Origin of the sequence: Bradyrhizobium sp. (assembly GCF_028868675.1) — a bacterium.
Classification (GTDB): Bacteria; Pseudomonadota; Alphaproteobacteria; order Rhizobiales; family Xanthobacteraceae; genus Bradyrhizobium.
This window is the reverse complement of sequence record NZ_JAGWUA010000110.1, coordinates 1-15,996: the sequence shown is the minus strand read 5'-3', so window position 1 is coordinate 15,996 and position 15,996 is coordinate 1. Positions and strand designations below refer to the sequence as shown.

Sequence of the window (15,996 nt, the reverse complement as noted above, 5' to 3'; positions counted from 1 at the left end):
GGAATCGGGACGCGGCGTCTCCCGTACGACCTCGGGCTCCTCGTAGTCGAAGCCGGTATTGGCCCGGATATCGGCCGGGGTGAAGCCGGGATGGACCGAACGCAGGCGGAACCCGCCCGATTCGCGGTCGAAATCGAACAGCGCCATGTTGGTGAGGAGCGCATAAGGCCCGCCGCGGCGGGCGACCTCCGGCGTCACCGCCTTGGCGCTGATGAAATCGACTTTCGGCACGAAGACGCGCGGGGAATGCTCCTCGCGGAACAGGATCACGCGCGGGACGAGGTGATAAAGATAGGCCGAGCCGAACGAGCCCGGCCAGCGCACATCCGTCTTCGGATACTCGCCGGTGCCGACGAGGTTGATGTTGCCTTCGCCGTCGATCTGGCCGCCGCCGAGGAAGAAGGCATCGACCCGGCCCTGGGCCGCGCAGTCGAACAGCTCGACCCCGCCATTGGTGAAGAAATTGTGCTGCTGCGAGCCGAGGATCGAGATGCGGATCGGCGGCTTGCCGTCGCGCTGGTTGCGCGCGCGGAGCAGCATGGCGCCGGCGGCGGGGATCGGCGAGGAGGCGCCGACCGCGACATGGCGGATGCCGTCGAGGAGATCGGCGATGGTCGAGATGAGGATTTCGCGGCGCGCGTGTTCGGATGCCAGTTCGGATGCCATGACCGTCACGCCACCTGCTTGCGTTGCGACAGGAAGCCGGAGAGATAGGCGCGAAAGCCCTCCTCGCTGCGCGCCATGGCGGCATAGCGCGCGACCTCGGCGTCGTCGGTCTCGTATTCGCCCCACAGCGGCAGCGGCCAGGCGCCGCGCTTGGCGACGGCGACGGCATCGACATAGAGCGCCGGCAGCACGCCGGCGGCGGAGTCTTCCGTCGCCAGCAGATTGCGGTCGACGATGCGCTCGACGGTGACGAGCGTGCGCCTGGCGGCGTAGGCCATGGTGGCGAGCTCGCGGAAGCGGCCGATGCGGACGTTGCCGTCGCGGTCGGCCTCCGGCGCGTGGAACAGCGCGACGTCGGGCGTGATCGCCGGTACCACGACGACCTTGCCTTGCTCGCCCACCGGACTATCGATCACCTTCCAGTCGGGCCGCACCTTCATGAGGTCGCTGCCGATGATGCCGGCGATCGGCATGAACGGCACGCCGCGCTGGGCGGCGAGCAGGCCGGCATGGATCGCCGGACAGGTGGCGTCGCGCAGGGTGATCGAGCCCTCGCGCACCGCGGCGCCGAAGCGCGGCGCGCCGCCGGCTTCGCCGAGCGAGATCGCGCTGGTCTCGAGCAGGTCGACCGCACCGGCGCCGATCAGGAGATCGGCCTGCATGCCGCTGATGGGAACGCAGATCAGCCGAAGCTTGTCGATGCCGGCCTCGATCATCGCGGCGGTCGCGGCCATCGACACGCCGGAGCGGTCGACGGGGACGGCGAGCGATTGGCCCTTCTCGATGCGGCTGACCAGCGCGTCCAGCGAAACGATGTCGGTCATGGAAGGTCCTCGCGATTTCCTCGATCGTGTTCTTGTGGCGCGCCGGCCCGTTCAGGCGGCCGTCATGCGCCACCTTGTATCGCGCGGCGAGGGGCGGCGGTGCAAGCGCCCATCCAGCATGGCACGTGCGCGGGAAAGTTCGCCGCTCCGGATCAGCGCGACGATGAAGGTATCCTCGAACAGTTCGCGCTGGGCGTGGCTGCCGCCGATGCGCACGACCTCGCCGAGAACCGGTGTCAGCTCGCGCACGCATTCGGCATAGTCCTCGTCGGCGAAGGCCGACATGGCACGGAAGATCGCCGGTACTACGGGACCGGTGGTCAGCTTGCCGTCGGCGAGACGCTGCTCGACCGCGGCCAGCCGCGCGGCGATCGCCTCGCGATTGTGGGTGGCGGCCGCGAACAGCGCCATGTGGACGTCGGCGAACGGCAGGCTCGATTTCGGGAACAGACGTTGCGCGGCGGCATCGGCCTCGGTCCAGAGTTCCTTCGGCACCGGATGGCCGTAGGCCATCAGCCGCCACAACAGCCCGGCATCGTCGGTGATGACGTTGAGCGGCGGCGCGGCGTTGACCGCGGGCTGCAGGACGTCCGCGTAGATCGCGAGCGCGCGGGCGGCATCGTCATGCTCCAGCGCGCCCAGCGCCTGGTGCCAGCGGATGTGGCCGTGCAGGATTCCGGCGCGGTCGTAGGTCGGGATCCATGCATCGACCAGCCGGTCGGCTTCCTCGACCGAACCGTCCTCGAACATCGCGTGCAGCACGGCGTGCGCGCCATGCGCGTTCGCGCGCCGCAGATCGAAGCCGCGCTCGGTGATGGCGCGTCCCCGCGCGACGCTGCCGTTCTCGGTCAGCGACCAGCCGTGGAAGGTGAGGAACCACCAGTCCTCGCCATAGTGATGCGCGACGCGCTCGCAGAGATCCTGCCGCGCGCGGTCGTGATCGGCCATCCCTGAGAAGGCGAACAGGCCGAAGGCGCCGAGCGGCATCGCCAGCACCATCGCATCGCGCGGCCAGGTCTCGACGTGCCTCATGGTCGCTGCGAGCGCCTCGGGCAGCCGGCCTTCGACCGCCAGCGCCAGCGCCTCGACATGCGAGCGCTCGCGCGCGTCGCCGCGCCTGGCGACCAGTTCGCGCGCAACCGCGGCTTTCTTCCGCGCGAGGTCGCCCTGCTGGTAGAACGAATGCAGCCGCGCGCGGGCGATGTGGGGCAGCGCGAAATCCGGATCGGTCGTGGCCGCGCGCTCCAGCGCTTCCGCCGCGCCCGGCCAGCCCGCCAGCATGAGGTCGACGCCCTCGCGATAGGCGGAAGCCGCGGCATCAGATGTGGTGGAGATCGAGAGGCCGTAGCGGTCCTCGTGCATCATCGTTTCCTCACGCCGTCCGCGCGCGCCGGCCCTCGATCGGATAGGCCGGGTCGTTGTAGCCGGGCGTCGACGGATGGCCCGGGGTCACCAGGGCGTCGATCAGCGCTTCGTCGTCGGCGGTGAAGCGGTAGTCGAGCGCGCGGATGTAGTCGTCCCATTGCGCTTCGGTGCGCGGCCCGGCGATCACGGAGGTGACGAAGGAGGAGTTGAGCACCCAGGCGACCGCGAACTGCCCGGCGGTGATGCCCTTCTTCTCCGCGTGGCTCTTGATCTCCTGCGCGAGCAGAAGCGATTCCGGCCGCCACTCCGTCTGCATCATGCGGGTGTCGTTGCGGCCGGCGCGCGTCTCCTTGTCCGGGGCCGCGTCGGGCCGGTATTTTCCGGTCAGCACGCCGCGCGCCAGCGGGCTGTAGGGCACGATGCCGAGCCCATAATGGCCGCAGGCCGGAAAGTGCTCGACCTCGGGCATCCGGTTCATGGCGTTGTAATAGGGCTGGCTCGCCACCGGACGGTCGATGCCGAGCCGGTCGCAGATGTTGCAGATTTCCGCGACGCGCCAGGCGCGGTAGTTCGAGACGCCGAAATAGCGCACCTTGCCGGCGCGGATCAGGTCGCCCATCGCGCGCACCGTTTCCTCCAGCGGCGTCGCATGGTCTTCCTTGTGCAGATAGTAGATGTCGATCGTGTCGGTGCCGAGCCGCTTCAGGCTCTCCTCGCATGCCCCGAGCACCCAGCGCCGCGACAGCCCGCCGCGATTGGGATCGCTGCCCATGGGGTTCGCAAGTTTTGTCGCGAGCACCCAGGCCTCGCGGCTGTCGGCGATGGCGCGGCCGACCACCTCTTCGGAGGCACCGTTGGAATACGCATCCGCCGTGTCGATGAAGTTGACGCCGGCCTCGCGCGCCTTCGCGATGATGCGCCGCGAAGCCGCCTCGTCCGTCGGTCCGCCGAACATCATGCTGCCGAGACAGATCTGCGACACCTTGAGGCCGCTGCGGCCGAGCTTGCGGTACTGCATGGGTGCGGTCCTCTTGGGATGTCTTGCGCGAGGCTTGCCACAAACTCTGTCATTGCGAGCGCAGCGAAGCAATCCGGAATGTCTTGTCTCCTTCGTCGTCCCGGGGCGCGCAAAGCGCGAGCCCGGGACCCATAACCACAGGAAGACGTCGTTACGGGGACCCGGAGTGAAGTCCTTACTCCGCAACCGAGCCCTGTGGTTATGGGTCCCCGCCTTCGCGGGGACGACTCCGGAGGACGAGGTCGATGTCCGTGCCTACTCGCCCTTCAGGAACTTGAACACGCCGTTGGCCATCACGATGCAGCGGCCGTCGACGGTGACTTCGGTGCTCATGAAGATCAGGCTGCGGGTCGAGCGCACCACGCGGGGGCGCGAGATCAGGATGTCGCCGATCTTGCCCGCCTCGACGAAATGCGTGTCGAGCTGAACGGTCGCCATGTACTGCCGGCCCGAGACGTAGCGTGCGGTCATGCCGCAGGTGCGGTCGGCAAAGGTCATCATCACGCCGCCCTGCACCATGCCGCGGCGGTTGTGGTGCTTGTCCTGCGTGATCAGCGCGAATTCGAGGGCGTCGCCGACCTTGCGCTCCCAGAGCGGGCCGATCAGATGGATGAAGCCCGACGTCTCGACGACGCTCCAGCCGTCGTGCCTGAGCCTTGAGGCGGCCTTGTCCGTCATCTCCGATTCCATCTGCCCGCGGTCATTTCAGCTCATTTCATCAAGCGCGGACGTGGTGTAGTCAAGCATGATGAGACCGTTCGACGATGCCACCAGACGGAATATCGCGGCCGCCTGCGCGGCGTTCACGCGCCTGCCCGAGGACGAGCAGCCGGCGCCGCTCAAGCGCGCGGCGGTGGCGGTGGCGCTGACCGCGGCGGGCGAGGGCGGCGACACCGCGCTGCTGCTGACGTTGCGGGCCTCGCACATGCGCGCGCATCGCGGACAATGGGCCTTGCCCGGTGGACGCTGCGATGCCGGCGAGACGCCGGTCGAGGCGGCGCTGCGCGAACTCGACGAGGAACTCGGCGTGAAGCTCGCGCCGGACGCGGTGCTCGGCCTGCTCGACGACTATCCGACCCGCTCCGGCTATCTGATCACGCCGGTCGTGGTGTGGGCGGCCGACGGCGCCGCGATCCGGCCGAACCCGCACGAGGTCGCCTCCGTTCATCGCATCGCGCTTGCCACGATCGAGCACGAAAACGCCTTCGACTTCGTCACGATCCCCGAGAGCGTACGCCGCGTGGTCCGCTTCCACCACGCGGGCAGCATGATCCACGCGCCGACCGCGGCCCTGATCTATCAGTTCCGCGAGGTGCTCGCGGGGCGCACGACCCGCGTCAGCGAGCTGGAACAGCCGGTGTTCGCCTGGAAGTGAGCGCGTTTTAAGCTGACAGTCGTATGCAGCTTGCTAAAACGACGACATGCATCACCGACCGATTCGGCGCGCCTTGACGCTCGTGCCGCTGACGCTTGCCCTCATCGTGCCGTATGCGGCTGCACAGCAGCAGCCCGCGCCGTGGCGCGCGCCCGGCGACGCCGTGGCGCAGGCAGCATCGCCCCAGGCGATCGCCGAATATCGGCGCAAGCTCGCGGAGTACCAGGCGGCGCGCGCCGCCTTCGACGAGGAGGCCGGCGCCTATTGGAGCCGGATCTCCGAGAAGCGGCGCACGCGCAACGCCAAGCGGCGCGACCGGCAGCCGATCACGCTCGATGACTACGTCCTGACGCATCCGCCGGTCTATACCGGGCCGAAACGGCCGGTGAATCCGGAGCCCACCGAGGAGCCCGAGAAGCGGCCGCGAAAGCCCATTCCGGTGGTGGCCGACTTCCTGAGGGCGGCGCAGGAACTGTACCAGTTCACGCCGCAGCGGCCCGCGGGCGAGGTCGAGTTCAAGCGCGCCTATGCGCGCTACGCGCTCGCCTCGGGGCTGACGCGTGAGCAGGCGGTGCGGGTCTATTCGTTCGAGACCGGCGGCAACGGCAATCACGACATGCAGTCCGGCGTGCACAACGGTTCGCGCGCGATTTCGACCGCGGTCGGCTACAACCAGCTCCTGACCACCAACAGCGTCGAGCTGCTCGCCGAGCAGGGGCACGAATTCATCCGCGCGCTCGGCGACAAGGTCGCGCGGGCCTCGGGACCGGCGCGCAAGGCGCTCGAGCACAAGCTCGCGGTGCTCAAGCGCATGGTGGCGCGGGCGAAGTCGGTGCCGGACACCTGGTCCGAGCACGAGAAGATCGGCGACACCGCGCAGGGCTGGGCCATGCACGCCATGGTGCTCGACATCGACGTCGGGCCGATGCTGCAGACCCACAAGCTCCTCACCTCGGTGCTGTTCGCCCGCGCCAAGGGTTATGCGCGCCCGCTGACCGCGGCCGAGCTCGAGATGATGAACCTGACCGGCGACGGCACCGGGCTCGACATGGTGACGATGCCGCAGGCGATGCGCGAGCAGGTGCCGACCTCGAACTTCTTCCAGCGCGGCGGCTACGAGCGCAACCCGGTCGCGATCCGCCACAACACGGTGGCAAAGCTGCTCGCGGTCACCGACGAGCGGATGGACTTCAACAGCAGCAAGTCCGGCGCGAAGGAGCTGGCGGCGGCATTTTAGGATATCGTCGTCCCGGACAAGCGAGCAAAGCGAGCGCCGATCCGGGACGACAGTCATTGCTCCTGGTCCGGGCCGAACTTGAACTTGCCGTCGCGTTCGAGATAGGGGCCGCTGCGCATGTAGAGCTGGCCGTTCTGGCCGATGAAGAACAGCGTTCCGCGCGGCACCTTCTTGGCGCCCTTCAATAAGTCGCCGGCGTTGCTGGTGCCCATCTTGTAGGAGAAGGTCTTGCCCTCCTTGTCGTAGGCGTAGCCCATGTCGGACTTCAGCTCCCACGGCGTCGCCGTCTGCGCGACGGCGGGCAGCGCGAGCGCGCCGAGCATCGCCGCAGCCAGCAAGGCCTTCGTTGAAAACGCAGTCATCGTCATCCTCCCAACGAATCCGGAGCTCTCTGCTCCGAACAAATCACGAACGAGAATTCCTCGTCAATGCGCGCACCGGTCGCAGCGCATCACGTCTTGTGCAGCAGTTTGTGATTTTCGCCGCGCCCCCTCGCGACTATGTTCCGCTTTCCGTCTAGAAGGCAATTGCACAGGAATGATTCGGATGAACCATGTCACTAGGCTTGTTTGCGCGGCCGCGCTGTCGACGGTGGCGCTGGCGCCGATCGCCCGGGCGGACGATTACAGGCTCAGCCACAATCAGCGGATTTCCTGCAGCCGCGGCCTTGCCCCCGGCAAGCTGAACACCGCGACCTGCCGCTCCTACACCTATCTCTTCAATGTCAAGACCTCGGAATATTTCCGTTGCCAGGTCCAGCTCGCGATGACCCGCGACAACAAGGAAGTGATCAACGTGCAGACCGACGGCGGCTGCATCAGGAAGCCGCGCATCTTCGAGACCGACGGCAACTACGATTTCGACGCCACCGAGACCGAGCCGCCGAACACCAACTCGTTCTTCGGCACCGGTGGCTACTCGATATGGGCGGCCGACGTCGCAGCCCAGAAGGTTCGCGGCTGCATCATCATCTCCTCGGGCCTCGGCTCCGACATCTCCAAGTGCCTGGACATGACGTTCCAGTGAGCGCCGCGCGCTTCGCGGAGCGCAGGTCGGCTGCGCCACAGCGCCGCACCGAGACACCGTTCCGCTGGAATTTGAGGATAAACGGCGCTTCCCGCAGCCCTGTTTTGTCTTTTGGACGGGTTGACCCCCGCCTTCCGTCCGGCCAATTTCGCCGCCGGTTTTTGGGAGAAATTGCTCATGAAATGGAAGTTGATCGGTGCGGGCTCGGCCTTTGCCTTGGCTCTGGCGGCGTCGGCACCGGTGGCGCAGGCGCAATCGTTCATCAACGTGCTGACCGGCGGCACCTCGGGCGTCTACTACCCGCTCGGCGTCGCGATCGGAAAAATCTACAGCGACAAGATTCCGAACGTGAAGACGCAGGTGCAGGCCACCAAGGCGTCGGTCGAGAACCTCATCCTGCTGCAGCAGGGCCGCGGCGAGCTCGCCTTCACGCTCGGCGATTCCCTCAAGGCGGCCTGGGAGGGTGACGAGGAGGCGGGCTTCAAGAACAAGCTCGACAAGCTGCGCACGATCGGCGCCATCTATCCGAACTACATCCAGATCGTGGCGACCGCCGACAGCGGCATCAAGACGCTCGCCGATCTCAAGGGCAAGAGCCTCTCGGTCGGCGCGCCGAAATCCGGCACCGAGCTCAACTCGCGCGCGATCCTGTCCGCCGCCGGCATGAGCTACAAGGATCTCGGCAAGGTCGAGTACCTGCCGTTCGCCGAATCCGTCGACCTCATGAAGAACCGCCAGCTCAACGCGACGCTGCAGTCGGCCGGCCTCGGCGTGGCCTCGCTGAAGGACCTCTCGACCTCGACCCAGATCGCCGTGGTGTCGGTTCCGAAGGAGACCGTCGACAAGATCGGCCCGCCCTTCATCTCGGCCGTGATCCCGGCCAACACCTATACCGGCCAGGACAAGGACGTGCCGACGGCCGCTGTGGTCAACTATCTCGTGACGAGTTCGGCCGTCTCCGACGATCTCGCCTACCAGATGACCAAGCTGATCTTCGAGTCGCTTCCCGAGCTTGCCAACGCCCACGTCGCCGGCAAGGAAATCAAGCTCGAAACGGCCGCCTCCGGCAGCCCGGTTCCGCTGCACCCCGGCGCGATCCGCTATTACAAGGAAAAGGGGCTGATCAAGTAAGACTGTCATGGCCGGGCTTGACCCGGCCATCCATCTCTTAAGATCTGTTTTTTGATGGATGCGCGGGTCGAGCCCGCGCATGACGTATTTTGGGACAAGGCGCCAATGCTATAACGGCGCTCGAATTCGGGCGCGGGGAACACGGGCATGTTGCAAGCGGAGGGCGCCGAGGCGCCCGTCAAGGTCGAATTCGACAATTTCGAGCACGGCTTTCCGGAAGGATTCGGGCCGGGCTGGTGGGGGCATCTCGCCTACTGGATCGGCATCGCCTTTGCGGCCTTCCAGCTCTATGTCGCGGCCTTCAACTATCTGCCGAGCCAGGTGGTGCGCGGCGTCCATGTCGGCTTCCTCCTGCTGCTCACCTTCGGCCTGATCGGCAACTTCACCGCGAGGAGCGATTTCGGCCGCGCGATCGGCTGGCTGATCGGCGCCGCCGGCTTCCTGTGCGGGATCTATCAGTGGATCTTCTACGCCGACCTGATCGCGCGCGACGGCGATCCGACGCGGCTCGATCTCGCGGTCGGCACGCTGCTGGCGGTCCTGATCTTCGAGGGCACGCGGCGGCTGATGGGGGCGGCGCTGCCGCTGATGTGCGGCGCCTGCCTCGTCTACTGGTTCCTCGGCCAGTACCTGCCGTCGCCGCTCAACCATCGCGGCTACGATTTCGACCAGATCGTCACGCACCTGTCCTACGGGACCGAAGGCTTCTACGGCGTGCCGATCTACGTCTCGGCGACCTACATCTTCCTGTTCATCCTGTTCGGCTCGTTCCTGGAGCGCGCCGGCATGATCCAGCTCTTCACAGACGTCTCGCTCGGCCTGTTCGGCCGCACCCGCGGCGGCCCCGCCAAGGTCGCGGTGTTCGCCTCGGGCATGATGGGCACGATCTCCGGCTCGGGCGTCGCCAACGTCGTGACCGTCGGCCAGTTCACGATTCCCCTGATGATCAGGTTCGGCTATCGCCGCGCCTTTGCCGCCGGCGTCGAGGCTACCGCGTCGATGGGCGGGCAGATCATGCCGCCGGTGATGGGCGCGGTCGCCTTCATCATGGCCGAGACGCTCGGCGTCGAATATTCGGCGATCGTGAAGGCCGCCGTCATCCCGGCAATCCTCTATTTCGCCTCCGCCTTCTGGATGGTGCATCTGGAAGCCGGCAAGTACGGCCTGACCGGCATGAAGCGCTCGGAGACCCCGAGCGCCTGGAAGGCGCTGGTGACGCGCTGGTATCTGGTGCTGCCGCTGGCGGCGCTCGTCTACATGCTGTTCGAAGGGTTCACCCCCCTCTATGCCGGCAGCATGGGCCTCGCGCTCACGGTGGCGTTGATTCTCGGCGCCAGCATCACCGCGGGATTTTCGGCGACCGCGGTGCGCTACGTGTTCTGGATCGGGCTTGCGCTCGTGGTCGGCGCGCTGTCGCGCGACGGCCTGCAGATCGTGCCGGTCGCGGGCGTCGTCGCCGTGCTGATCGCGATCACCGCCTTCACCCGCGGCGGCCTCGCCGCTTTGCGCGCCTGCCGCGACTCGCTCGCCGAAAGCGCGAAGTCCGCCATCACCGTCGGCATGGCCTGCGCCATCGTCGGCGTCATCATCGGCATGATGTCGCAGACCGGGGTGGGCTCCATCTTCGGCGGCTGGGTGATCGGGCTCGGCGCGAAGAGCCTGTTCCTGGCGCTGATCATGACCATGCTGCTGTCGATCCTGCTCGGCACCGGCATTCCGACCATCCCGACCTACATCATCACGGCCGCGCTCGCGGCGCCCGCATTGGCGAAGCTCGGCGTGCCCCTGATCGCGAGCCACATGTTCGCGTTCTACTACGGCATCATGGCCGACCTCTCCCCGCCGGTCGCGCTGGCGGCGCTGGCCGCGGCCCCGATCGCCAAGGAGAATCCCGACAGGATCGGCTGGGAGGCGATGCGCATCGCGCTCGCCGGCTACGTCATCCCCTTCATCTTCGTGTATTCGCCGGCCCTGATGCTGCAGGCGGGCGATCCGATGGAGGCAATGCTCGGTTTCTACGGCGCGGTGGCGCTCGCGACCTTCAAGGCGCTGGTCGCGATCGGCCTGTTCGGCGTGGTCGCGATCGGCTTCCTGTTCGTGCGGCTTTCGCTGCTCGAGCGCGTGGTGGCGCTCGCCGCCGCGCTCTGCCTGCTCGGCGAGTTTCCCCATAGCGACACCGTTGGCTTCGCGCTCGCGGCGGCGGTTACGTTGTGGCAGTGGCGGCAGCGGCCGCCGGCCGCGGTCGAGGCGGCGTGAGCCTCTGCCTCGCCTCGGCGGGAAGCCTCAAGGCGCTGTCGCTCGCCGCCTTCACGCTGGTCTGGACCCATTCCATCGAGAAGATCGACTGGCAGGAGGACTGGCGCGTCACGGCAGGCGGCCTGCAGCTGGTGCAGGCGCGCGTCAAGGGCTCCGGCGCCGGCATGGAACCGCCGCCCGAGGCAAGGCTCGTCGATGGCTGGTTTCAGTGGAGGCCTCACCGGCCGCCGATGCCTGAGGTCGTGCTCGGCAATTCCGGCGCGGCCGGGGAATGGCGGTTGTGCCATGACGGAAGCTGCCGCACGTTGTCGGAGATTCTTGGCCATCCCGTCGGGGCCAATGTCACCAGGATGACGGCGTGTAATGGTCCGTAGCCCGGATGGAGCGTCAGCGAAATCCGGGATGAGTGTCCCGGATTACGCTTCGCTCCATCCGGGCTACAAGACAAGCTACAAGACAACAGGGGAGAACGCGCGATGGATCGGCTCAAGGGCAAGGTTGCGATGGTGGTCGGGGCCGGCTCGATCGGACCGGGCTGGGGCAACGGCAAGGCGACTGCGGTGACGTTTGCGCGCGAGGGCGCGCAGGTGTTTTGCGTCGACCGCAACGGCGAAGCGGCCGCGGAGACCGCCAAAATCATCAGCGGCGAGGGCGGCAAGGCCACCGCGTTCACCGCCGACGTCGCGCGCGCGTCCGACATCGAGGCGATGGTCGCGGCCTGCCTGAAGGCCCATGGCCGCATCGACGTGCTCGACAACAATGTCGGCATCGCCGAGATGGGCAGCGTGGTGGAGGTCAACGAGGCCGAGTGGGACCGCGTCTTCGCCGTCAATCTCAAGAGCGCCTATCTCGCCATGAAGCACGTCATTCCGGTGATGGTGCAGCAGGGCGGCGGCTCGATCATCAACATCTCCTCGATCGCCTCGATCCGTCACGTCGGCATTTCCTACGTCACCTACGGCACGTCGAAGGCCGCCATGAACATGCTGACCCGCACCACCGCGGTCGAGTTCGCGCGCCACCATGTCCGCGTCAACGCGATCCTGCCGGGGCTGATGAAGACGCCGATGGTGGAGCATTCCGCAGGGCTCGCCGCGAGCTACGCCAAGGGCGATGTCGAGGAGATGTGGAGGAAGCGCGACGCCCAGGTGCCGATGGGCCATATGGGCGATGGCTGGGATGTCGCCAACGCCGCGCTGTTCCTGGCATCGGACGAGTCGAAATACGTCACCGGCATCGAGCTCGTGGTCGACGGCGGCATCACTTGCCGGGCGGGGGCGTGATCGAGACACATCGCCCTCGCGCGAAGCCGGGGCGACGGTGGGGGTGAGGGTCGGAGTTTATTGCGCCAGCGCCAGGATGCCGCCGGCGAAGGCGTGCCATGCGCCCGTCGCGCTGATCGGCCAGTTCAAGAGCTTCACCGCGACATAGCCGATCCCGCCATAGATGTAGACCGGGTGGACGCGGCCGTCAGTGCGGCGGTCGTGCACCATGGCAACGACGAGCAGCAGGAACGCGACCAGCGCCGGCGGGAGGGTGACCGGGATCGGCGGCGGACCGGCGGGGCCCGGAGGCGCCAGGAGCACGATGAACCAGCGCGCGATCGGCGCATCGAGGATCGCGATGCCCGCGAGCAGCATCAGCCGCTTGTGGATTTCGCCGCGCCTCGTGTTGGCGATCGCAAGGATGAAGGCCACGGCAAAGAACGCGATCCCGCTCAGGGGCACGATCGAGAACGCGACCCCGGCGTCGGTCTGGCCGATGGAGGCGGCCTGCTTCATGGCATGGACGGAGGCGAGGAAGCCGAAGATCGTCATTGCGGTCGCCAGCGACACGCCGACGAGGCCGAGCGAGCGGTGATTGGCGATGCGGCCGGAGGCCGCAAGCCAGGTCTGGAGCACGAAATACAGCGTCCAGGTGAAGAACAGCAGCCCATGGAAATGAATCACGGGGCTGCCGTGGAAGGCTCCATGGGCTAGCGGGAGCCAGTAGGTCGGAGCGAAGCCAAGGAAGGCGACGACCGCGCAGGCCATCGCCATGTGAAAATAAAAATATCGCGCAGGCGATGCGAGACGCGCGCGTACGAGACCGTCATCGATCAAGGTTGTCATCAACGGTGTGTCTGCCAAAACGCCACTTGGTTCAAAGATACCGGAAGGCCATGCAGGACCGCCTGCAGCGGCTGAATGCAGCGAGCGGCTGAGGGGCGCGACCTTAGTCGAATAGCGGCTTCTTTTCGGCTTGAATCGCCGGCCCCATCCCGTGAAAATACCTCGAAATCTCAGCGGGGATTGATCCTGATCATGGCCGGACGCGGCTGCGGCCGTCAGGTCAATCCCAGTCAAGAATGTACGGGAGCGGACCATGAACGTTCAGGGCAAGAGCAGCTATCACGAGGTCCACGCGCGCTCGCTGGCCGACCCCGAAGGTTTTTGGGCCGAGGCGGCCAGGGAGATCGACTGGATCGAGCCGGCGAAGAAAGTCTTCGACCCGTCCCAGGGCGCCTACGGCCGCTGGTTCGCCGGCGCCGTCGTCAACACCTGCTACAACGCGCTCGACCGCCACGTCGAGCGCGGCCGCGCCGACCAGCTCGCTCTGATCCACGATTCTCCGCTCACCGGCACCACCACGAAGCTCACCTATGCCGAGATGCTGAAGGAGGTGCAGGCGCTCGCCGCCATCATGCAGGATTTCGGCGTGGGCAAGGGCGACCGCGTCATCCTCTATATGCCGATGGTGCCGGAGGCGGTGGTGGCGATGCTCGCCTGCGCGCGCATCGGCGCGGTGCACGGCGTGGTGTTCGGCGGCTTTGCCGCCAAGGAGCTCGCGACCCGCATCGACGATGCGCAGCCGAAACTGATCTTCTCCGCGAGCTGCGGCGTCGAGCCCGGCCGCATCGTGCAGTACAAGCCGCTGCTGGACGAGGCGATCCATCTGTCGAGCTCGAAGCCGAAAGCCTGCATCGTGCTGCAGCGTCCGCAGCACACCTGCGAGCTCACCGCGGGCCGCGACTACGACTGGGCGAGCCTGCGGCGGAAGGCGCTGAACGACGGCAAGGCGGCACCCTGCGTGCCGGTCGCCGCGACCGATCCGCTCTACATCCTCTATACGTCCGGCACCACCGGCATCCCCAAGGGCGTGGTGCGCGACAATGGCGGCCATCTCGTCGCGGTGAAATGGTCGATGTTCAACCTCTACGGCATCAAGCCCGGCGAGGTCTGGTGGTGCGGCTCCGACATCGGCTGGGTGGTCGGTCACAGCTACATCGTCTACGGCCCGCTGATCCACGGCGCGACCACGATCATGTACGAGGGCAAGCCGGTCGGCACGCCCGATGCCGGCGCGTTCTGGCGCGTGATCGCCGAGCACGAGGCGGTGGCGCTGTTCACCGCGCCGACCGCGTTCCGCGCCATCCGCAAGGAGGATCCGGACGGAACGTTCATCCGAAAGTACGATCTGTCGAAATTCCGCACGCTGTTTCTGGCCGGCGAGCGCGCCGATCCGCCGACGGTGGAATGGGCGGAACAGCAGTTGAAGGTGCCGGTGATCGATCATTGGTGGCAGACCGAGACCGGCTGGTGCATCGCCGGCAATCCGGTGGGCCTGGGCATGCTGCCGGTCAAGCACGGCTCGCCGACGGTGCCGATGCCGGGCTACCAGGTCGACGTGGTGGACGAAGCGGCAAAGCCGGTGGCCGCCAACACCATGGGCTCGATCGTCATCAAGCTGCCGATGCCGCCGGGCTGCCTGCCGACGCTGTGGAACCAGGACGATCGCTTCAAGGAAGCCTACCTCACCGAATTCCCCGGCTACTACAAGACCTCGGACGCCGGCTACAAGGACGAGGACGGCTATGTCTGGGTGATGGGCCGCACCGACGACATCATCAACGTCGCCGGCCACCGGCTCTCCACCGGCGGCATGGAGGAGATTCTGGCCTCGCATCCCGACGTCGCCGAATGCGCCGTGCTCGGTATCAAGGACGCGATCAAGGGCGAGGTGCCCTGCGGCTTCCTGGTGCTGAAGGCCGGCGTCAAGCGCGCGCCTGCCGAGATCGAGAAGGAGATCATCGCGCTGGTGCGCGACAAGCTCGGACCCGTCGCGGCCTTCAAGCTCGCGATCACCGTCGGTCGCCTGCCCAAGACGCGCTCCGGCAAGATCCTGCGCGGCACCATCAAGAAGATCGCCGACGGCGAGGCGTGGTCGATGCCCGCCACCATCGAGGATCCCAAGGTGCTCGACGAGATCGGCGATGCGCTGAAGGGCAGGGTGTGACGGTCCGCCTTCGATCGTCATGCCCCGAGCTTGACCCGGGCATCCGTCGATGACCAAGCGATGGCCTTGATTTTGATGGATTGCCGGGTCAAGCCCGGCAATGATGTTTTGGGACCGGATCGACGAATGTCTGCGAGATTTGGGCGACTTGGCGCTATCACAGTACTGGCGTTGACGCTTGCCGCCTGTGCCGCGCGCAACCAGACGCCGGTCGCGCTTGGCGGCGATGACGACGATGCGGTCTGTCAGGGCCGCGGCTACGCCGTCGGCTCCCCCGACTATGCCGCCTGCCGCAAGGATCGCGACGTCCAGCGCAATGCCGCGACCGCGCGCGCCGACCGCAGGCAGCGCGATCTCGGCGAATACATGCTCAACCATCCGGAGCGACCCTAGCCATTATGGAGGCCGTCATGAACGAGGACATGTTCAACACCAGCCTGCGCAAGTTCCTGAAGCAGGTCGGCGTCACCTCGCAGCGCGAGATCGAGAAGGCGGTGCGCGATGCGATCGCGGCAGGCCAGATCAAGGGCAGCGAGAAACTGCAGGCGAAGATGGTGCTCACCATCGGCGAGGTCGGGCTGTCGCACGAGGTCAGCGATACCATCGATCTGGGCTGAGGCGATCTCGGCAGGCCGATGCGCGCAAGGCCGAGATCCGCCGCTTCAGTGCTCGCGGTCGTCGCGCTGTCGCTGATCGCGACCGAGGTGACGCTACGGCTGGCGAATTTGCGCGTGCTGCGCCAGGATTCGATTCCGTTCGTCGCGTTGGACGGGGCTGCGGCCTACGGCACGCAATACGGCGCCCACTTCACGCCCGAGGGCAA

The 15,996-nt window shown here is 66.8% G+C and carries 17 protein-coding genes; 10 read left to right on the top strand and 7 right to left on the bottom strand.

What is annotated here, in order from left to right:
- The 5 genes from KGM94_RS15525 to KGM94_RS15505 form a co-directional block, all read right to left on the bottom strand.
- Positions 1-666: CoA-transferase (locus tag KGM94_RS15525; protein WP_300260704.1), on the bottom strand; the 666-nt coding region annotated here is incomplete at its 3' end.
- Positions 667-671: 5 nt separating this feature from the next.
- Positions 672-1,490, bottom strand: coding sequence for a CoA-transferase (locus tag KGM94_RS15520; RefSeq protein WP_300260701.1), 819 nt, complete (start codon positions 1,488-1,490; stop codon positions 672-674).
- A gap of 51 nt (positions 1,491-1,541) precedes the next feature.
- Positions 1,542-2,855, bottom strand: a complete 1,314-nt coding sequence (locus KGM94_RS15515; RefSeq protein ID WP_300260698.1) for a tetratricopeptide repeat protein — start codon at positions 2,853-2,855, stop codon at positions 1,542-1,544.
- Between the two features lie 7 nt (positions 2,856-2,862).
- Positions 2,863-3,873 carry an aldo/keto reductase gene (locus tag KGM94_RS15510; protein WP_300260696.1) on the bottom strand — a complete coding sequence of 337 codons (1,011 nt, stop codon included), beginning with the start codon at positions 3,871-3,873 and terminating at the stop codon, positions 2,863-2,865.
- Between the two features lie 255 nt (positions 3,874-4,128).
- A complete protein-coding gene (locus tag KGM94_RS15505) occupies positions 4,129-4,551 on the bottom strand; it encodes a PaaI family thioesterase (protein WP_300260693.1) in 423 nt (140 codons plus the stop codon).
- 67 nt (positions 4,552-4,618) lie between these two features.
- On the opposite strand from KGM94_RS15505, the gene KGM94_RS15500 reads away from it, so the two are divergent.
- Positions 4,619-5,248, top strand: a complete 630-nt coding sequence (locus KGM94_RS15500) for a CoA pyrophosphatase (RefSeq protein ID WP_300260690.1) — start codon at positions 4,619-4,621, stop codon at positions 5,246-5,248.
- 46 nt (positions 5,249-5,294) lie between these two features.
- Positions 5,295-6,485, top strand: a complete 1,191-nt coding sequence (locus KGM94_RS15495) for a hypothetical protein (protein WP_300260687.1) — start codon at positions 5,295-5,297, stop codon at positions 6,483-6,485.
- Between the two features lie 53 nt (positions 6,486-6,538).
- Here the strand turns inward: KGM94_RS15495 and KGM94_RS15490 are convergent, their stop codons facing one another.
- Complete coding sequence (locus KGM94_RS15490; protein WP_300260684.1) at positions 6,539-6,847, bottom strand: hypothetical protein; 309 nt, start codon at positions 6,845-6,847, stop codon at positions 6,539-6,541.
- 184 nt (positions 6,848-7,031) lie between these two features.
- On the opposite strand from KGM94_RS15490, the gene KGM94_RS15485 reads away from it, so the two are divergent.
- The 5 genes from KGM94_RS15485 (at position 7,032) to KGM94_RS15465 (ending at position 12,181) form a co-directional block, all read left to right on the top strand.
- Positions 7,032-7,511: a hypothetical protein gene (locus tag KGM94_RS15485; RefSeq protein WP_300260681.1), complete on the top strand. Its 480-nt coding sequence runs from the start codon at positions 7,032-7,034 to the stop codon at positions 7,509-7,511.
- 177 nt (positions 7,512-7,688) lie between these two features.
- Entirely contained in the window at positions 7,689-8,642 is a 954-nt protein-coding gene (locus KGM94_RS15480; protein WP_300260678.1) for a TAXI family TRAP transporter solute-binding subunit, read from the top strand.
- A gap of 147 nt (positions 8,643-8,789) precedes the next feature.
- Positions 8,790-10,898 (top strand): TRAP transporter permease, encoded by a 2,109-nt coding sequence (locus KGM94_RS15475; RefSeq protein ID WP_300260675.1) that lies wholly within the window; start codon positions 8,790-8,792, stop codon positions 10,896-10,898.
- Complete coding sequence (locus KGM94_RS15470) at positions 10,895-11,272, top strand: DUF1850 domain-containing protein (protein ID WP_300260672.1); 378 nt, start codon at positions 10,895-10,897, stop codon at positions 11,270-11,272. The genes KGM94_RS15475 and KGM94_RS15470 overlap by 4 nt, the downstream gene beginning before the upstream one ends.
- A 102-nt stretch (positions 11,273-11,374) precedes the next feature.
- Positions 11,375-12,181 carry a glucose 1-dehydrogenase gene (locus KGM94_RS15465; protein WP_300260668.1) on the top strand — a complete coding sequence of 269 codons (807 nt, stop codon included), beginning with the start codon at positions 11,375-11,377 and terminating at the stop codon, positions 12,179-12,181.
- Between the two features lie 57 nt (positions 12,182-12,238).
- Here the strand turns inward: KGM94_RS15465 and KGM94_RS15460 are convergent, their stop codons facing one another.
- The gene (locus tag KGM94_RS15460) at positions 12,239-13,009 is read right to left on the bottom strand and encodes a hypothetical protein (protein ID WP_300260665.1); all 771 of its coding nucleotides are present in this window, start codon (positions 13,007-13,009) and stop codon (positions 12,239-12,241) included.
- Between the two features lie 253 nt (positions 13,010-13,262).
- Between KGM94_RS15460 and KGM94_RS15455 the strand changes: the two genes are divergently transcribed.
- From KGM94_RS15455 to KGM94_RS15445, 3 genes are all read left to right on the top strand, one after another.
- Positions 13,263-15,173 (top strand): propionyl-CoA synthetase, encoded by a 1,911-nt coding sequence (locus KGM94_RS15455; protein ID WP_300260662.1) that lies wholly within the window; start codon positions 13,263-13,265, stop codon positions 15,171-15,173.
- Positions 15,174-15,299: 126 nt separating this feature from the next.
- A complete protein-coding gene (locus KGM94_RS15450; RefSeq protein WP_300260659.1) occupies positions 15,300-15,566 on the top strand; it encodes a hypothetical protein in 267 nt (88 codons plus the stop codon).
- A gap of 17 nt (positions 15,567-15,583) precedes the next feature.
- Complete coding sequence (locus KGM94_RS15445) at positions 15,584-15,790, top strand: DUF6494 family protein (RefSeq protein ID WP_300260656.1); 207 nt, start codon at positions 15,584-15,586, stop codon at positions 15,788-15,790.
- Positions 15,791-15,996 lie beyond the last annotated feature (206 nt).